The following is a 13,794-nucleotide window of genomic DNA, read 5'->3' on the forward strand; positions in this document are numbered from 1 at the left end:
AAGTTCCAATCCGTAAGTTTCTATAGCGTCACTACTTATTACTCCGGGACCGCCGGCGTTTGAAACAATTCCAATTTTGGGTCCCTTGGGCGCATTTTCCCATGAAAAGACTTTTGCTAAATCAAAAAAATCTTCCATAGTTTCACAACGAATAGCCCCCGCTTGTTTAAGAACAGCGTCTAAAACAGCGTCACTGCCCGCAATGGCTCCGGTATGGGAAAGCATTGCTTGAGCGGATGCTTTGGTTTTTCCCGGTTTAAGAATAAAAATTGGATTTTCTTTAGATATTTTGGCTATTTTATTTAAAAACTCTTTTCCGTTTGAGATGGATTCCAAATACATTCCTATGGGGTTTACTGCGGACAAACCTTTCTGATTTGAGGAAAAAAGGGTGTTTTTTTGCTCGTTTTCAAAATAATCCAAAAAATCATTTTCGTTTAAAATGGCTTTGTTGCCTAAAGTTACAAAACAACTTATTCCAAGTCCAATCTCATTGCTCCAGTCAAAAAGGCTAGTGGCGATTGCTCCCGATTGGGAAATAAAACGCAAGTTCCCTTGCTCTTTAAGGAGTTCCCCAAAAGTAGCGTTAATGGGGCAGTTGTTGTTTACAAATCCGAGGCAGTTAGGTCCCAGAAGATTTATTTGGTATTTGTTAGCTATTTCAGTTAACTCTTTTTCTAACTTGGCGCCCGCAGAACCCGTTTCTTTAAATCCCGCCGCCACCACCACAACATTTTTAATTTTTTTATCCCCGCATTGTTTTAGTATATCCAAAACGGATAAAGAGGGGACAGCGAGAATTGCAAGTTCGGGCGTTTCAGGAAGGTTTTTGATGTCCTTATATGATTTTAAGTTGTCTATTCTGTCTGTGTTTGGATTTACTGGGTAAATTTTTCCTTTAAATTTTGAATTTATGATATTTTTTAAGATGATATTTCCCACCTTTTGAGGGGAGCGGGAAGCGCCGATAACGGCGATGGATTTAGGGTAAAAAAAAGTTGTTAAATCGCGGGGCATATTATTAGTTTATTTTAATTTGGATGGTATGTCAAAGCCTTCCTTTTCTTTTCTTTGCTTGAAAGGCGCGCCGTTCTTTTCTATTGCCCTTTTCCATAACATTGTTTTCTTGGGCTTCTGGTATAAAATCAATTTCCTTTACAGAGGGAATTCTGAAAGAAAAGGTTGTTTTTCCATTTGTATTGGTAACGGCAAAATCGCCAAGACCAATTATGTCCATACCTATCAATAATTGAGGTTGTTGCGTATCAGATATATCGTCATCAGGGATTAGTTGTATTTCCGTTACACGCACATTGGGGACCATCACCTTATTCGGCAATGCAATATTGACAAGGTAAGTATTATTTGAAGACCTCCCTCCAGCATGTCTTGTTTCTCTTACCCCTGTTGGTAACAGTCCTAAGTCATTTACAACCTTTTTTGTTATAGCAGAATGAGTTGCGCCGGTATCCCATATTGCGAGGTATTCCCTGAATTTCATCTGTTGTGTTTTCTCTTTCTCTGGAATAATTGGAGGGCACACCCCTACTTTATTAGATAACACTCGTACTAAGTTGTTATAACGAGAAGTGAATGCGTGATGGCGCATGGATTAAGAAAACGCTATCCGGGAGTGAAATGTTTGGGTATAGCTTTTTTCGCCCGGGAGACACTGTTGAATTAAAAAAGTACCAAGTTCAAACACTTTTTTAGCATTTATATAAGCCTCTATTTCCGTATCGTATGCACCTTGAACTTTTTTATCTTTGATAACGAGAAACTTGCCCCCATAACTTTTTACAAGTTTTCCCTGGCTAGCTTTGAAATATTCAAGTTGTTTTTGAAGATATTTGTTTGTCATGTTTATAATACTAATATATTTGGAGCAATTTTACAAGGTTTTTTGACGGGCGCTGAATCTTAGTTTGAGTGGGGCAATTCAAACATAAGTTAAATAGGGATAGAACCAAACTGGGTCTATCCCTAATTGAATCTCTAATTGAGGATGTACTCCCATCCGGGTTGCCACGCCTTTTTCTTTCGCCAATCTTCCGCAAACGATTCTTTCCATGTTTTTCCTTTTATTAAAACATCCAGCGCTAGTTGTGGAGCTTTATGCGCCACAATCGCAACATTCTTCTCATCAAAATTTTGTTTTAGAAATTCAAGAAAATCAGCAATTCTATTTTTAACATCTTCATAGCTTTCGCCTTCAGGAAATCTTTCTGTAATACACTTTTTTTGCATTGGCTCAACAATTTCCAAAAGACGCGCATTGTACTTTCCATAATTGCATTCTCTTAACCTCTTATCGGGGATAATCTTTACAAAATCTTTAAAGGTTAGGTTTGCGGAATCAACGGCTCTTTTTAAATCGGAACAAAAGACAATATCAAATCTTTTATCTTTTATTTGGTCCCTAAGGGTAATTGATTGCCTAACGCCAAGGGCAGAGAGTTCAACATCGCACCAGCCGGAGGATATCTCTTTTTCGTTGTCTGTGGTTGTTCCGTGAACAAAGTATGTTATGTTGACTGCCATAATGGTATTTTATCAGAAATTTATTCAAGCGCCAGCAGATTTTTCTCTTCCTCAAAAATAATTCTGAATTGTTTGAAAAACGCATCTCTTCCTAGCAAATTAAATGAGACCAGATATTCGTAAGAAAAAACCACAGGACAGATAAACCTTTTTCCTGCAATTTCTACCTCTAGTTTGTGGATGTATCCTTTGATTCTACCGCCGACCCCTCCCAGATAAGTTTCGGAACCCTTCTCAATTGTTATTCCTAGTTGGCCGGCTATATCCTCTTTAAAAACAGAAATGGTTGCTCCAGAATCAATTAACGCTGAAGTTCTATGAACTTTATCTTTAGAGTAGATTAAAAAATCAATAATGGGGAAATAAGCATCTTGGGCGTTCTTTTGGTACGGGAAGTTGACCATTTGATTATCAAGAAATTAAAACATACGGACCCTCGTCTTTGCGGGGAACTTTAAACGAAAATGCTTTTATTTTTTGCTCTTCCCCAGCTTTGCCGGATACCAAAGGAGAAATGTCTTTCAAAGTTGCCCCTACAGCGATAATGCGCTCTTTTTGAGGATCAATCGCTACCCATTTTCCAGCATATTTACCCATATTTTTAGTGGGGGTATTTACTTTTTTCATAGTGATTTAATCTTAACAAAAACCCGAAGATGAAGTCAAACATAAGTTAAATAGGGATAGATCCGTTCTTTGTTGGAATCTACCTGTTTCCAAGACGGGAAGCGGTGTTTGCCAGCTCGTGTTTATACAGAATTTGTTTTATGTAAGATTGGTAAGGAACATCCATTATATGCGCCCTGGTCTTTATTCTTTCTATTAAAATATTAGGCAATCGCAGAGTAATCGGCTTGCTTGTTAGTTTTAGATTTGGAAAAGTGGCTTTTTCCATTTTTGAGAAGTCCACATATTTGGTAGAATCCACCTTTTGCCAAAATTTTCTTTCTTCCTCTTCGCTATTAAATTTTGGAATTTTCTTTAAGTTTTTTTTCATAATAATTCCTTTCGTTTTTATGGGCAATTCTTGCCGAAATAACTCTAATTTTTTCTATTCTGTTTGTCAATATTTAAAATTTACTATTTGATTTATTGAAAATTGTATGTATTATTTAAATATGCCTAAAGAAAATAAAGAAACCAAAAGCAAAAAAATTCCTTCCAAAATGGTGAAAAACCCCCTCGCCCAAATATCTCCTGAAATAAAAAAGGTTAAAGAGGAGGTTGTGTTAGGAACGCCAAAACTGTCCAAAAGCAAATTTTTTAAGGTTGCCGTTTCCATATTCGCTGTTTTAGTAATTGGCGCGCTTTTTTATCAATATAAAAGCTTATTTGTGGTGGCAATGGTTAATGGAAAACCTATAAGCAGGATAGAGTTTATAAAAGAGTTGGAAAAGCAAGGTGGGAAACAGGCGCTCGATTCCGTAATTACAAGGATTCTAATTAACCAGGCCGCAGAGAATAAGAATATAACAATTGCCCAAAGCGAAATTGATACAGAAATACAAAAAATAGAAGAGAATTTAAAAAGCCAAAATCTAACTTTGGAATCTGCCCTTTCTTTGCAGGGTTTAACTAGAACCGACCTTATTGAGCAGATTGTTCTTCAGAAGAGGTTAGAAAAGATATTGGCGGATAAAACCCAGGTTACAGAGGAGGAAATCACAAAATATATGGAAGATAACAAATCCAACTTTCCTGAAGATAGCAATTTGGACGACCTAAAAGCGCAGGTGAGAGATTTTTTGGCAAACCAAAAGTTTTCTTCCGAAGTGCAAAAATGGCTTGCGGATATTAAAACTTCCGCTTCCATAAAATATTTTGTGGATGAATTTAAAGTTGGGGATTGACAAGGACATACTACTTGTGGAAAAATATATCTTGTAATGAGATTTGTAGCCTGCTTTAACAAATTGTTTTTAACACTCCCAGTATCGTTGTTGTTTTTTGTTATAACTGTGTCGTTTTGCTTTGCGCAGAATGCTTCCCCCGGAAATAATCCCGCTAACACTACCTCTGTTGGAAATAACGAGATAAAAAATGAAGTAAAGAACGCCGGAGAAAAAACGGAGTTAATGAATACTTTTAAAGAGGCGGTTGCCGAGAAAAAAGATGCTTGGTCGCAAAAAAGAGTAGAGATTAGAAGTCAAGTAATGACGCGAGTAAGAGCTAATGTTGGGGTGGTTGGAAAGAGGTATTTGGCGGCTATATCAAGGTACGAAAATATGGTGGCGAGAATAGAAGCCAGAATACAGATAGAAAAAGCCAAAGGCGCAGACACCTCTTCTATTGAAATTTCCTTGTTAGCCGTAAAAAACAGATTAAGCGCTGTAAAAGGTGTTTTGGAAACTACTATTTCCAAGATTGAGCCTATAAATGAATCTTCTTCGGGGGACGAGATAACAGGGGTAATAAAAGAAGTTAGAGATACTCTAAAAGAGCAGAAAGCTGTTTTGAAAACCATTCAGGAAGATTTAAAAAAGATAGTTTTGGATTTAAGGTCTTTAGTTTTAAAACCCGCAAATGGAACAGAACAATAGTATAACTCAACCAGAAAAAATATCTTTAGGGCAAATGCCTGAAAGTCCCGTTGCGCCATCTGTCCCGGAGGAAAAAACTCCCGCTCCTGTGGTGATGGAAAGGCCAAAAACTCGTCTTTTTATTATTGTGGGATTAATTGTGGTGCTTGCGCTAACGGTAGCCACTATTTTGATAGTTTTAAAGTACGCCCCCGAACCCAAAGCTGTAGAAATTCCTGTTGTGGAGCCTGTGATTACAAAGTCGGTGCCTGCCCCCGCTTCTGTCCCCGATGAACAGATTGTGGAGTTAAATAAGCAGGGTACTTCTACGGAGATAGGAGATATCCAAAAGGATTTGGATAACACTTTGATTGATAATATAGATAAAGACTTGGAAGGGTTAGAAAATCTTCTCCAGTAATTTGTAGGGGTTTTAGGAAACTCTCCCTTTGATAAAATCTATAATTAACTGATTGCTATTGTCGTTTAGAATATTCCAATGCTCCGCCCTTGGCACAATAAGAAATTTGGAATTTCCTATCAGATTGTCAATTTTCTCGCTACAAGATACTGTCATAAGGTTATCTTTCTCTCCAGCAAGAATAAGCGTAGAGATGCCCTTTAAGCTTTTACATTCTTTCGTTAAATCCGCTCTGAATCCTGCGTCTAATATTTCTTTGCTAAAAGTTATAGGTAAATTCCTCAAGTGGCGGATACTAGGGTCTTCTTCGGCGGAGTTAAAATTACTTGGGGGTGTAACTTTTTTCCAAAGTTCCAATATGAGTTTGTCGCTAGAGACCGCTTTTTGTAGAAGGTTTTTAATTGGCAGGATGTTTTTTACGGAGAAGCTCAAAAATCTGTAAATTGTTCTTATTGTTCTAGTTGCGGCTTGTTTTCCAACCGCCGCTGTTCCGCATATAACTAGCGCTTTGATCTTGCGATGGTTTATGGCCGTATATTTTATAGCAATCATTCCTCCAAGTGACCATCCAACTATAGCGTGTTCTGCTAGCTCTAAAACTTTTGAAAACTCGGTTAGAAAATTTGCGTAATTTTTCACACTTACCTTGAAGTTAGGTCTGTCGGACGAACCAAAGCCGGGGAGGTCTACGGCAATGATTTTAAAATAATCTTTGCCTAAATCTAGAAAAGGGAAAGGTAGCTCAAAAGAGAGGGGCCATCCGTGTACAAGAATACAGGAAAACCCGGAACCTGCCGTTAGATAGCGGATATTCATATCGGAGACTTTTATAAACTTTTCTTTCCAACTGTTTTCTGTCATGGTGTGTTTAATCCAATATAGCATTTTTAGCGTATATACTAAATGCTATACTATATTGAATATGAAGAAAAAAAATAACAAAGAAATCGCAATTTTTGAGAACTTTAAAATTCGTCGACACTATGACGAGAAAGAGGAAAAATGGTATTTTTCGGTGGTGGATATTATTCGGGTGTTAGTTCAACAGCCAAATTATCAAACTGCTCGAAAATATTGGAATAAGCTTAAAGAAAGGCTTAAAAAAGAGGGTAATGAGTCGGTGTCAAATTGTCGTCAACTGAAATTTGAGGCGGCGGATGGAAAATTTTATCGGACGGACGCCACTGATGTGGCAACAATTTTGCGTCTAGTTCAATATAACATTTTGCGTACCTTAATGAAAGGTATGCAGTATTTACAAAGGAGTCTCCTTTTTCAAAGGAAACTCCTTATACTAAATATCGGATACTAGGTACCACACGCTATTAAAATGGTAAAATCTAGTTTATGGAAAAAATACGAATTAAAGGTAAAGATTATTCTCTTCCCATATATTTACCAGATGCTACAAGAGCGGTTGTAAAATCAGCGGACGCTTTGGATTTAAAGAATGCTCAAGTTGAAGGTGTGGTTGTGAACACTTATCACCTAATGACCAATCCGGGAGTTTCCGTCCTTAAAAAGTTTGGAGGCATAAAAAAGTTTATGGGTTTTGAAGGGTTGGTAACTTCGGATTCTGGCGGTTGGCAAATATTTTCTCTAATCCATAGAAGCAAAAGTTTGGGAACTATAACGGATAAAGGGGTAACTTTTACTCTTGGCGCTAAAAAGAAAACCTTGTTTTCACCCGAAAAATCCATTGAGGTTCAATTTGGAATTGGGTCTGATGTAATAATTTGTTTGGATGATTTTACCCCGCCCGACGCTTCCGTTTCTCAAATAAAGGAAAGTGTGGAACGAACTGTTTTGTGGGCGAAAAAAAGCAAAGAGCATTATCTGAAACTTATTGAAAAAAATGAAATGGATAAAAACTCCCGTCCCTTGCTTTTTTCGGTTATACAAGGAGGGTTAAATAAGGATTTAAGAAAATATTGCGCAGAAAAGCTCTTGGAAATCGGGTTTGACGGATATGGGTTTGGGGGATATGTGGTAAATGAAGAGGATGAGTTGGACCTTGATATTTCCGATTATATTGCAAAACTAATTCCCAACAAATTTATAAAATTTGCTTTAGGCGTTGGCGCGCCTGTTGAAATTGTTAACTGTTTTGAAATGGGGTGGCAGATTTTTGATTGTACTTTACCCACAAGAGACGGCAGGCATAAAAGGTTATACAACTTTGCTTGGGAGCCAAAGAGTTTAGCCGATTTAAGAAACCCTAAAATTCATCAGTTTTTGTATATAAATAGGGAAATGTATAGAAGAGATACTCGTCCAATCGGTGAAAATTGCGATTGTTTTGTATGCCAAAACTTTTCCAGAGCTTATTTGCACCATCTTTTTAATATAAAGGATACCTTGGCTTATCGTTTAGCCACAATTCATAATCTAAGAACCTACACAAAGCTTATACAAGTCCTTCGCGATAATACTGTGGTTAGTTAGATAGATTGGGGGTAGTTAGGGGTCTGCCCCTAAAAGGGTCAGACCCCTATTGTGTCCGGCTAATGATTTGGTATTATTAGAATATGAAAATAGTTTTGCGCAAAGAAAAATGTATAGGATGTGGAAGTTGCGTAAGCGTAGCTCCGGATATTTTTGAGTTAAAAGACGGGATTGTTAACCTAAAAAAGGAACCCGACTTAACCGACCCAAAAATTCTTGGGCAGGTAAAACTCGCCGCCTCTCTCTGCCCTACTAGTGTAATAGAAGTTGTGGAGGAGTGAGAATTGGTTGGAAACCTTACTTTTTCTACCCTTTAACCTATATTAAAGTATAGGGTTGAATAAATTATAATTGATAAAGTAAGCGCGGTTGTTATTTGGGTTTTTAGATAAGAGTTATGAGTCCATTACCAATATCAAGTAGTGTTCCTTTCTTTGAACATGAAAACATTTTAATTTACAACGACGATATTCTAAAAATCGGGTCTGTTCCAAATAATTCTGTGGATTTAATTATTACCTCCCCGCCTTATAATGTGGACATTCATTATAATTCTCATACTGACAATTTAACCTATGAAGATTATTTAGAATTTACTGAAAGATGGATTAAAAAAGTTTTTGATTTAGCGAAAAACGAAGGACGTTTTTTACTGAACATTCCACTTGATAAAAATAAAGGGGGTCAGAAATCGGTTGGTGCAGATATTACAAAAATCGCAAAAGATATCGGTTGGAAATATCACTCAACAATCATTTGGAACGAAGGAAACATATCCCGCCGCACTGCTTGGGGCTCATTCATGTCCGCTTCCGCCCCTTATGTGATAGCGCCTGTGGAATTGATTTTGGTTTTGTATAAAGATAGCTGGAAAAAAACTGGCGGAAGTAGAAAAAATGACATCACAAAGCAAGAATTTATGGGGTGGACAAATGGTGTTTGGACATTTCCTGGTCAAAGCAAAAAAGGGGCGGGTGGCCACCCCGCGCCATTTCCAATTGAATTGCCAAGACGATGTATAAAGTTATTTAGTTTTATTGGGGATACGGTTTTAGATCCATTTTTGGGCAGTGGTTCAACGCTTATCGCTACCTATCTGCACAATAGAAAGGGAATTGGCGTTGATATTGATAAAGATTATTGTGATATAGCAATAAAACGTTTGCAACAAGAAGCAAAAATAAAACAATCAAGTTTGTTAACTTCAATATGAAGAAAAAGAATAAATCAATTAAAGATCTGCTTATTGAATATTTTAAGGCACACCCGAAAGAGGACATGTCGCATGGCCCAGTTGTTGATTGGGTAGAAACTAGATATAAACGACTTTATGATAAGAAACCAAGAGACACTTGGAGGTCAATTAGGAATTTACACGAGATTGAATTTTTGGTAAAAGTTAAAAAGGGAATTTATCGTTATGATCCCGATGCGGTTAAACAAAGAGAGTTAGAAGATTTTACATCTGAGCAAAAAGAATATATTTTGAAGCGAGACGGGTATAAATGCGTTGTTTGTGGGCGTGGAATAAGAGAAGGTATAGAACTCCAAATTGACCATATTAAACCAAAATATCTTGGTGGAAAATCTGTAATGGAGAATGGGCAAACTTTGTGCGCTCAACATAATTTTATAAAGAAAACTCTTAAACAGACGGAAACCGGGAAGAAAATGTTTATCCGTCTATACGAATTGGCAAAAAGTGAGGGTAACGAAAACTTAAAAAAGTTTTGCGCTGATGTATTAGAAACCTACGAAAAATATGGTATTAATGGACACATTGTTTGGGAAAGATAAATACGAACAACAAAAAATATTTATCAACAACCACCAGCTTATGCAGGTGGTTTGCTGTAATTCCTTGCTGAGCAATCCCCACCGTGGGCAGGGGAAGATTCATCTACCATCTTACAAAGGTAGTTTTAAGTTAGGAATTATAAATAAACGAAGGAGTCTCCTTTTTCAAAGGAAACCCCTTTAAAACCCCAAACCTTGTGGAATCCTTATTGACACCATAGCGTTAAATTGGTAATTTTGCTATGCATTATGCCTGAACTCATTAAAAAATATCCGCTTGAACGGATAAGAAATATTGGAATAATAGCGCACATTGACGCCGGTAAAACCACCACTACCGAGAGTGTTTTGTATTATACCGGTAAAACTCACAAAATTGGCGAGATAGATTCCGGCGATACCCAAATGGACTGGATGGAACAAGAACGGGAACGAGGCATAACTATAACTTCCGCCGCCACCACTTGTTTTTGGAAAGACTATCGCGTAAATATTATAGATACCCCAGGGCATGTGGATTTTACCGCCGAGGTTGAAAGGTCTTTGCGGGTTTTGGACGGGGCGGTTGTGGTGTTTGACGGGAAAATGGGGGTTGAATCCCAAAGCGAAACAGTTTGGAGGCAAGCGGATAAATACAAAGTACCGAGAATTTGTTTTATTAATAAAATTAACCAGACCGGTGGAGATTTTTATAAAAGTTTTGAGTCTATAAAAGAAAGGCTTTCTCAAAACGCATACCTCCTTCAATTGCCTATTGGTTTTGAAAAAGAACTTAAAGGCGCTGTTGACCTTGTCTCAATGAAAGCTTATACCTACTCCGATTTGCGCGCGGACGATTTTGCCAAAGAGGATATTCCAAACGATATGCTTGAACAAGCCAAAAAATATAGGAATAAACTTGTTGAAAAAGTGGTTGAATATGACGATTCTGCTATGGAAAGATATTTGTCCGAAGGCGACACTTTTTCGCAGGAAGAACTAACTAGTCTTATAAGAAAGGCGGTTATAGCGGGAGATTTTTTTGGAGTTATGGGTGGGGATGGTAGGGGTATTGCGGCAAGACTTGTTTTGGATGCGGTAATTAATTTTTTGCCTTCGCCTTTAGATGTTCCGCCTGTTAAGGGGATTAATCCTAAAACTAATGCCGAAGAACCTTGTCTTGTTGACGAAAAAGAACCTTTTGCGGCGCTTGCTTTTAAAATTCAAACCGACCCTTATGTGGGCAGACTTACATATTTTAGGGTTTATTCCGGAAAATTAACGGCGGGAAGTTATGTTTTAAATAGCACCAAAGGCGAAAGGGAAAGAATAGGGAGAATTATGTTAATGCACGCAAACCATCGGGAGGAGCTTAAAGAGATTTCTGCGGGAGAGATTGGAGCGACAGGTGGACTTAAAAACACTTTTACCGGAGATACTTTGTGTTTTGAGGATAAGCCTATTATTCTTGAATCTATTAAATTTCCCGAGCCTGTTATATCCGTTGCCATAGAACCGAAGACTAAAGCCGACCAAGAAAAGTTGGGTGTGGCGTTAAAAAAATTGGCGGAGGAAGACCCTACTTTTAAGATAAGAACGAATGTGGATACGGGTCAAACATTAATAGCCGGTATGGGAGAACTGCATTTGGAAATATTGGTTGATAGAATGAAAAGGGAATTTAGCGTTGAGGCGAATGTGGGCGCGCCTCAAGTTGCCTACAAAGAAACTATTAACGATATTGTTCGTCAAGAAGGAAAATATATTCACCAATCGGGGGGGCGGGGGCAATACGGACATGTTTATATTAGAATTGAACCTCTAAAGAAAGGAGAAGGTTTTATTTTTAAAGATGAAATTGTTGGAGGGTCAATACCAAAAGAGTATATTCCCGGTGTGGAAAAAGGTATCCGCGAAGCTTTAGAAAACGGTGTTTTGGCGGGACACCCTGTGGTTGATGTGTTGGCGGCTTTGTACGATGGGTCTTTTCACGAAGTAGACTCAAGCGAAATTGCGTTTAAGCTTGCCGCGAGGGAAGCTTTTAGGGAAGCTTGCAAAAAGGCTAAACCGTCTTTGCTTGAACCGATAATGAAAGTGGCGGTTACCACGCCCGAAGAATTTTTAGGGGAAGTTATAGGAGATTTATCTAGCCGTAGAGGCAAAATTGAAAGCACCGAAACTAAAAATAATGTCAAAATAGTGTACGGGTCTGTTCCTTTGTCCACTATGTTTGGTTACTCTACAATTTTAAGGAGCTTAACGCAGGGCAGAGCGTCATTTACTATGGAACCCAGCCACTACGAGGAAATCCCCGTTAATTTAATTGAAAATATCGCCAAAAGAGAGATAAAAAGATAAAGGAATGAAGGGGTACCCTACTATTTGAATAACACCTTTTAGAAGTCTGACCCGCCCAGAGCGGGGGAACCCCTTAAGATTGCTTCGTCGTCATTCCATTCCTCCTCGCAATGACGATAGAAAAAGTGGTAAAGTGGAGGTATGCAAAAGAATAAAATACAAACATTAAAGGGGTTTAGGGACTTTTTGCCCGAAAACGCATTAAAACGAGAATGGTTAAAGAACAAAATATCCGCCACATTTCAAAAATGGGGCTATGACCCTATTGAAACCCCAACCTTGGAACCTTTAGAACTTTTTGAAAACCAAATAGGCGAGGATGAAAAACTATTTTACAAATTTAAAGACCAAGGAAAAAGAGAGGTGGCTTTAAGATACGACCAAACTGTTCCCGCTTGCAGACTAGTGGGACAATATTCCCAAACACTTCCTATGCCATTTAAAAGATACCAAATTCAGCCCGCCTTTAGAGCCGAAAAACCTCAAAAGGGGCGGTACCGCGAATTTTTGCAATGCGACGCGGATATTTTTGGCGTAAAATCGCCAATTGCCGATGCCGAAGTTATCGCTCTGTCTTTAGATGTCTACAAAGATTTAGGGTTTTCAAACGCAAAGGTCTTAATTAATGACCGCGCACTTTTAAAAGATATTCCCTATAAAGCTCTTGTTTCTTTGGATAAACTAAACAAAATAGGTAAAGACGCTGTTTCTGCCGAGCTTATCAAAAAAGGGTTTGGAGAAAATTCCAAAAAATATTTGGACTATATTGCCAATATAAAACCAAATGAGACTATAAAAACCATTCTAAATTATTTAGACGCGTACGGATTTAACAAAAAACAATTCGCTTTTGACCCAACCATAATCCGCTCCTTTTCTTACTCCACAGGACCCATCTGGGAAGTAGTGATACCAGAATTTTTAGCGGGTTCGGTTCTTGGCGGAGAAAGATACGATAAATTAGCCAAAAATATATCCGGAACGGACATACCCGGCACCGGCTTTGCACTTGGGTTTGATAGAACCCTAGAAGCTATGGAACAGTTTGGACTTATACCCAACATTAAAACTTCCACTAGAGTCTTGGTTACAGTATTCTCGGAGGATTTTTTTGAAACTTCCCTTAAAACGGCAAAATATTTGCGGGACAATTTAATAAATGTGGAATTATACCCTTATGAAAACACTAGGCTGGACAAACAGCTTAAATACGCGGATAAAAAGAAAATTCCTTACGCAATAATAATAGGACCAAACGAGGCGGAAAAAAACTTGGTTACTATAAAAAACTTAACCACCAAAGAGCAAAAAACCGACACTATAGAAAATATACTTACGCAAATTTCCCAATAAAATTTTTTAGTAAGGACAAAAACCACAAAAAGTCCCCCCGCCGTAGGCGGAGGGACTTTCATTCTTTAGAGAAAAGAACTAGCGCCATTTATATGGCTTTCTTTTCTCACCTCACAGCATCTTTTAGCGCTTTACCCGCCTTAAAAGCTGGAGTTTTGGTAGCGGCGATGTGAAGAGGAGCCCCTGTTTGGGGGTTTCTTCCCATTCTTGCCGCTCTGCGACGAACTTCAAAAGTGCCGAATCCAGTTAATACAACCTTTTCACCTTTTGCAAGAGCTTTGGTAACACTCTCAACAACTGCATCCACGGACCTTCCCGCGGCGGCTTTGGTTGTTCCAGAAACTTCGGCAACCATATCTACTAATTGTGTCTTTGTCATTT

General features: G+C 38.2%; 19 protein-coding genes. 10 read left to right on the plus strand and 9 right to left on the minus strand.

Going from position 1 to position 13,794, the window contains the following annotated elements; all coding sequences use genetic code 11:
* From KJ678_01790 to KJ678_01820, 7 genes are all read right to left on the minus strand, one after another.
* On the minus strand, positions 1-1,017 hold a 1,017-nt coding region (locus tag KJ678_01790; protein MBU1016872.1), incomplete at its 3' end, for a CoA-binding protein.
* A gap of 31 nt (positions 1,018-1,048) precedes the next feature.
* Positions 1,049-1,501 carry a retroviral-like aspartic protease family protein gene (locus tag KJ678_01795; protein ID MBU1016873.1) on the minus strand — a complete coding sequence of 151 codons (453 nt, stop codon included), beginning with the start codon at positions 1,499-1,501 and terminating at the stop codon, positions 1,049-1,051.
* A 111-nt stretch (positions 1,502-1,612) separates the two neighbouring features.
* Complete coding sequence (locus KJ678_01800) at positions 1,613-1,861, minus strand: hypothetical protein (protein MBU1016874.1); 249 nt, start codon at positions 1,859-1,861, stop codon at positions 1,613-1,615.
* Between the two features lie 134 nt (positions 1,862-1,995).
* Entirely contained in the window at positions 1,996-2,541 is a 546-nt protein-coding gene (locus tag KJ678_01805; protein ID MBU1016875.1) for a histidine phosphatase family protein, read from the minus strand.
* A 20-nt stretch (positions 2,542-2,561) separates the two neighbouring features.
* Positions 2,562-2,945, minus strand: a complete 384-nt coding sequence (locus tag KJ678_01810; protein ID MBU1016876.1) for a retropepsin-like domain-containing protein — start codon at positions 2,943-2,945, stop codon at positions 2,562-2,564.
* Between the two features lie 7 nt (positions 2,946-2,952).
* On the minus strand, positions 2,953-3,168 hold the full coding sequence (locus tag KJ678_01815) for a hypothetical protein (protein MBU1016877.1): 216 nt from the start codon (positions 3,166-3,168) through the stop codon (positions 2,953-2,955).
* 79 nt (positions 3,169-3,247) lie between these two features.
* Positions 3,248-3,538 (minus strand): BrnA antitoxin family protein, encoded by a 291-nt coding sequence (locus KJ678_01820; GenBank protein MBU1016878.1) that lies wholly within the window; start codon positions 3,536-3,538, stop codon positions 3,248-3,250.
* A gap of 121 nt (positions 3,539-3,659) precedes the next feature.
* Between KJ678_01820 and KJ678_01825 the strand changes: the two genes are divergently transcribed.
* Genes KJ678_01825 through KJ678_01835 form a run of 3 tightly spaced genes read left to right on the plus strand, consistent with a single transcriptional unit; the run spans position 3,660 to position 5,481 of the window.
* Positions 3,660-4,391, plus strand: coding sequence for a SurA N-terminal domain-containing protein (locus tag KJ678_01825; GenBank protein MBU1016879.1), 732 nt, complete (start codon positions 3,660-3,662; stop codon positions 4,389-4,391).
* Positions 4,392-4,427: 36 nt separating this feature from the next.
* A complete protein-coding gene (locus tag KJ678_01830; GenBank protein MBU1016880.1) occupies positions 4,428-5,081 on the plus strand; it encodes a hypothetical protein in 654 nt (217 codons plus the stop codon).
* Entirely contained in the window at positions 5,065-5,481 is a 417-nt protein-coding gene (locus tag KJ678_01835) for a hypothetical protein (GenBank protein ID MBU1016881.1), read from the plus strand. The genes KJ678_01830 and KJ678_01835 overlap by 17 nt, the downstream gene beginning before the upstream one ends.
* 12 nt (positions 5,482-5,493) lie before the next feature.
* On the opposite strand, the gene KJ678_01840 is transcribed toward KJ678_01835, so the two are convergent.
* Positions 5,494-6,366, minus strand: coding sequence for an alpha/beta hydrolase (locus tag KJ678_01840; protein MBU1016882.1), 873 nt, complete (start codon positions 6,364-6,366; stop codon positions 5,494-5,496).
* Positions 6,367-6,403: 37 nt separating this feature from the next.
* Here KJ678_01840 and KJ678_01845 point away from each other — a divergent pair, with 37 nt between their 5' ends.
* From KJ678_01845 to hisS, 7 genes are all read left to right on the plus strand, one after another.
* Positions 6,404-6,793: a hypothetical protein gene (locus tag KJ678_01845; protein MBU1016883.1), complete on the plus strand. Its 390-nt coding sequence runs from the start codon at positions 6,404-6,406 to the stop codon at positions 6,791-6,793.
* A gap of 35 nt (positions 6,794-6,828) precedes the next feature.
* Positions 6,829-7,926 (plus strand): queuine tRNA-ribosyltransferase family protein, encoded by a 1,098-nt coding sequence (locus KJ678_01850; protein ID MBU1016884.1) that lies wholly within the window; start codon positions 6,829-6,831, stop codon positions 7,924-7,926.
* An 83-nt stretch (positions 7,927-8,009) separates the two neighbouring features.
* Positions 8,010-8,207, plus strand: coding sequence for a ferredoxin (locus tag KJ678_01855; protein MBU1016885.1), 198 nt, complete (start codon positions 8,010-8,012; stop codon positions 8,205-8,207).
* A 116-nt stretch (positions 8,208-8,323) separates the two neighbouring features.
* Positions 8,324-9,139 carry a site-specific DNA-methyltransferase gene (locus KJ678_01860; GenBank protein MBU1016886.1) on the plus strand — a complete coding sequence of 272 codons (816 nt, stop codon included), beginning with the start codon at positions 8,324-8,326 and terminating at the stop codon, positions 9,137-9,139.
* Positions 9,136-9,723, plus strand: coding sequence for an HNH endonuclease (locus tag KJ678_01865; protein ID MBU1016887.1), 588 nt, complete (start codon positions 9,136-9,138; stop codon positions 9,721-9,723). Before KJ678_01860 ends, KJ678_01865 begins: the two co-directional genes overlap by 4 nt.
* Positions 9,724-9,972: 249 nt before the next feature.
* Positions 9,973-12,060, plus strand: a complete 2,088-nt coding sequence (gene fusA / locus KJ678_01870; protein ID MBU1016888.1) for an elongation factor G — start codon at positions 9,973-9,975, stop codon at positions 12,058-12,060.
* Positions 12,061-12,201: 141 nt separating this feature from the next.
* On the plus strand, positions 12,202-13,413 hold the full coding sequence (hisS, locus tag KJ678_01875; GenBank protein MBU1016889.1) for a histidine--tRNA ligase: 1,212 nt from the start codon (positions 12,202-12,204) through the stop codon (positions 13,411-13,413).
* 106 nt (positions 13,414-13,519) lie between these two features.
* On the opposite strand, the gene KJ678_01880 is transcribed toward hisS, so the two are convergent.
* A complete protein-coding gene (locus KJ678_01880; protein MBU1016890.1) occupies positions 13,520-13,792 on the minus strand; it encodes an HU family DNA-binding protein in 273 nt (90 codons plus the stop codon).
* Positions 13,793-13,794: the final 2 nt, after the last annotated feature.

Source organism: Patescibacteria group bacterium, assembly GCA_018817085.1.
In the GTDB taxonomy this organism is placed as follows: Bacteria; Patescibacteriota; WWE3; order CG2-30-40-12; family CG2-30-40-12; genus CG2-30-40-12.

Bases quoted from the DNA above. Each gene is read 5' to 3' on its own strand.
- KJ678_01795 (MBU1016873.1), bottom strand. From the start codon at position 1,501: ATGAAATTCAGGGAATACCTCGCAATATGGGATACCGGCGCAACTCAT.
- KJ678_01800 (MBU1016874.1), bottom strand. From the start codon at position 1,861: ATGACAAACAAATATCTTCAAAAACAACTTGAATATTTCAAAGCTAGC.
- KJ678_01805 (MBU1016875.1), bottom strand. From the start codon at position 2,541: ATGGCAGTCAACATAACATACTTTGTTCACGGAACAACCACAGACAAC.
- KJ678_01810 (MBU1016876.1), bottom strand. From the start codon at position 2,945: ATGGTCAACTTCCCGTACCAAAAGAACGCCCAAGATGCTTATTTCCCC.
- KJ678_01815 (MBU1016877.1), bottom strand. From the start codon at position 3,168: ATGAAAAAAGTAAATACCCCCACTAAAAATATGGGTAAATATGCTGGA.
- KJ678_01820 (MBU1016878.1), bottom strand. From the start codon at position 3,538: ATGAAAAAAAACTTAAAGAAAATTCCAAAATTTAATAGCGAAGAGGAA.
- KJ678_01825 (MBU1016879.1), top strand. From the start codon at position 3,660: ATGCCTAAAGAAAATAAAGAAACCAAAAGCAAAAAAATTCCTTCCAAA.
- KJ678_01830 (MBU1016880.1), top strand. From the start codon at position 4,428: ATGAGATTTGTAGCCTGCTTTAACAAATTGTTTTTAACACTCCCAGTA.
- KJ678_01835 (MBU1016881.1), top strand. From the start codon at position 5,065: ATGGAACAGAACAATAGTATAACTCAACCAGAAAAAATATCTTTAGGG.
- KJ678_01840 (MBU1016882.1), bottom strand. From the start codon at position 6,366: ATGCTATATTGGATTAAACACACCATGACAGAAAACAGTTGGAAAGAA.
- KJ678_01845 (MBU1016883.1), top strand. From the start codon at position 6,404: ATGAAGAAAAAAAATAACAAAGAAATCGCAATTTTTGAGAACTTTAAA.
- KJ678_01850 (MBU1016884.1), top strand. From the start codon at position 6,829: ATGGAAAAAATACGAATTAAAGGTAAAGATTATTCTCTTCCCATATAT.
- KJ678_01855 (MBU1016885.1), top strand. From the start codon at position 8,010: ATGAAAATAGTTTTGCGCAAAGAAAAATGTATAGGATGTGGAAGTTGC.
- KJ678_01860 (MBU1016886.1), top strand. From the start codon at position 8,324: ATGAGTCCATTACCAATATCAAGTAGTGTTCCTTTCTTTGAACATGAA.
- KJ678_01865 (MBU1016887.1), top strand. From the start codon at position 9,136: ATGAAGAAAAAGAATAAATCAATTAAAGATCTGCTTATTGAATATTTT.
- fusA (MBU1016888.1), top strand. From the start codon at position 9,973: ATGCCTGAACTCATTAAAAAATATCCGCTTGAACGGATAAGAAATATT.
- hisS (MBU1016889.1), top strand. From the start codon at position 12,202: ATGCAAAAGAATAAAATACAAACATTAAAGGGGTTTAGGGACTTTTTG.
- KJ678_01880 (MBU1016890.1), bottom strand. From the start codon at position 13,792: ATGACAAAGACACAATTAGTAGATATGGTTGCCGAAGTTTCTGGAACA.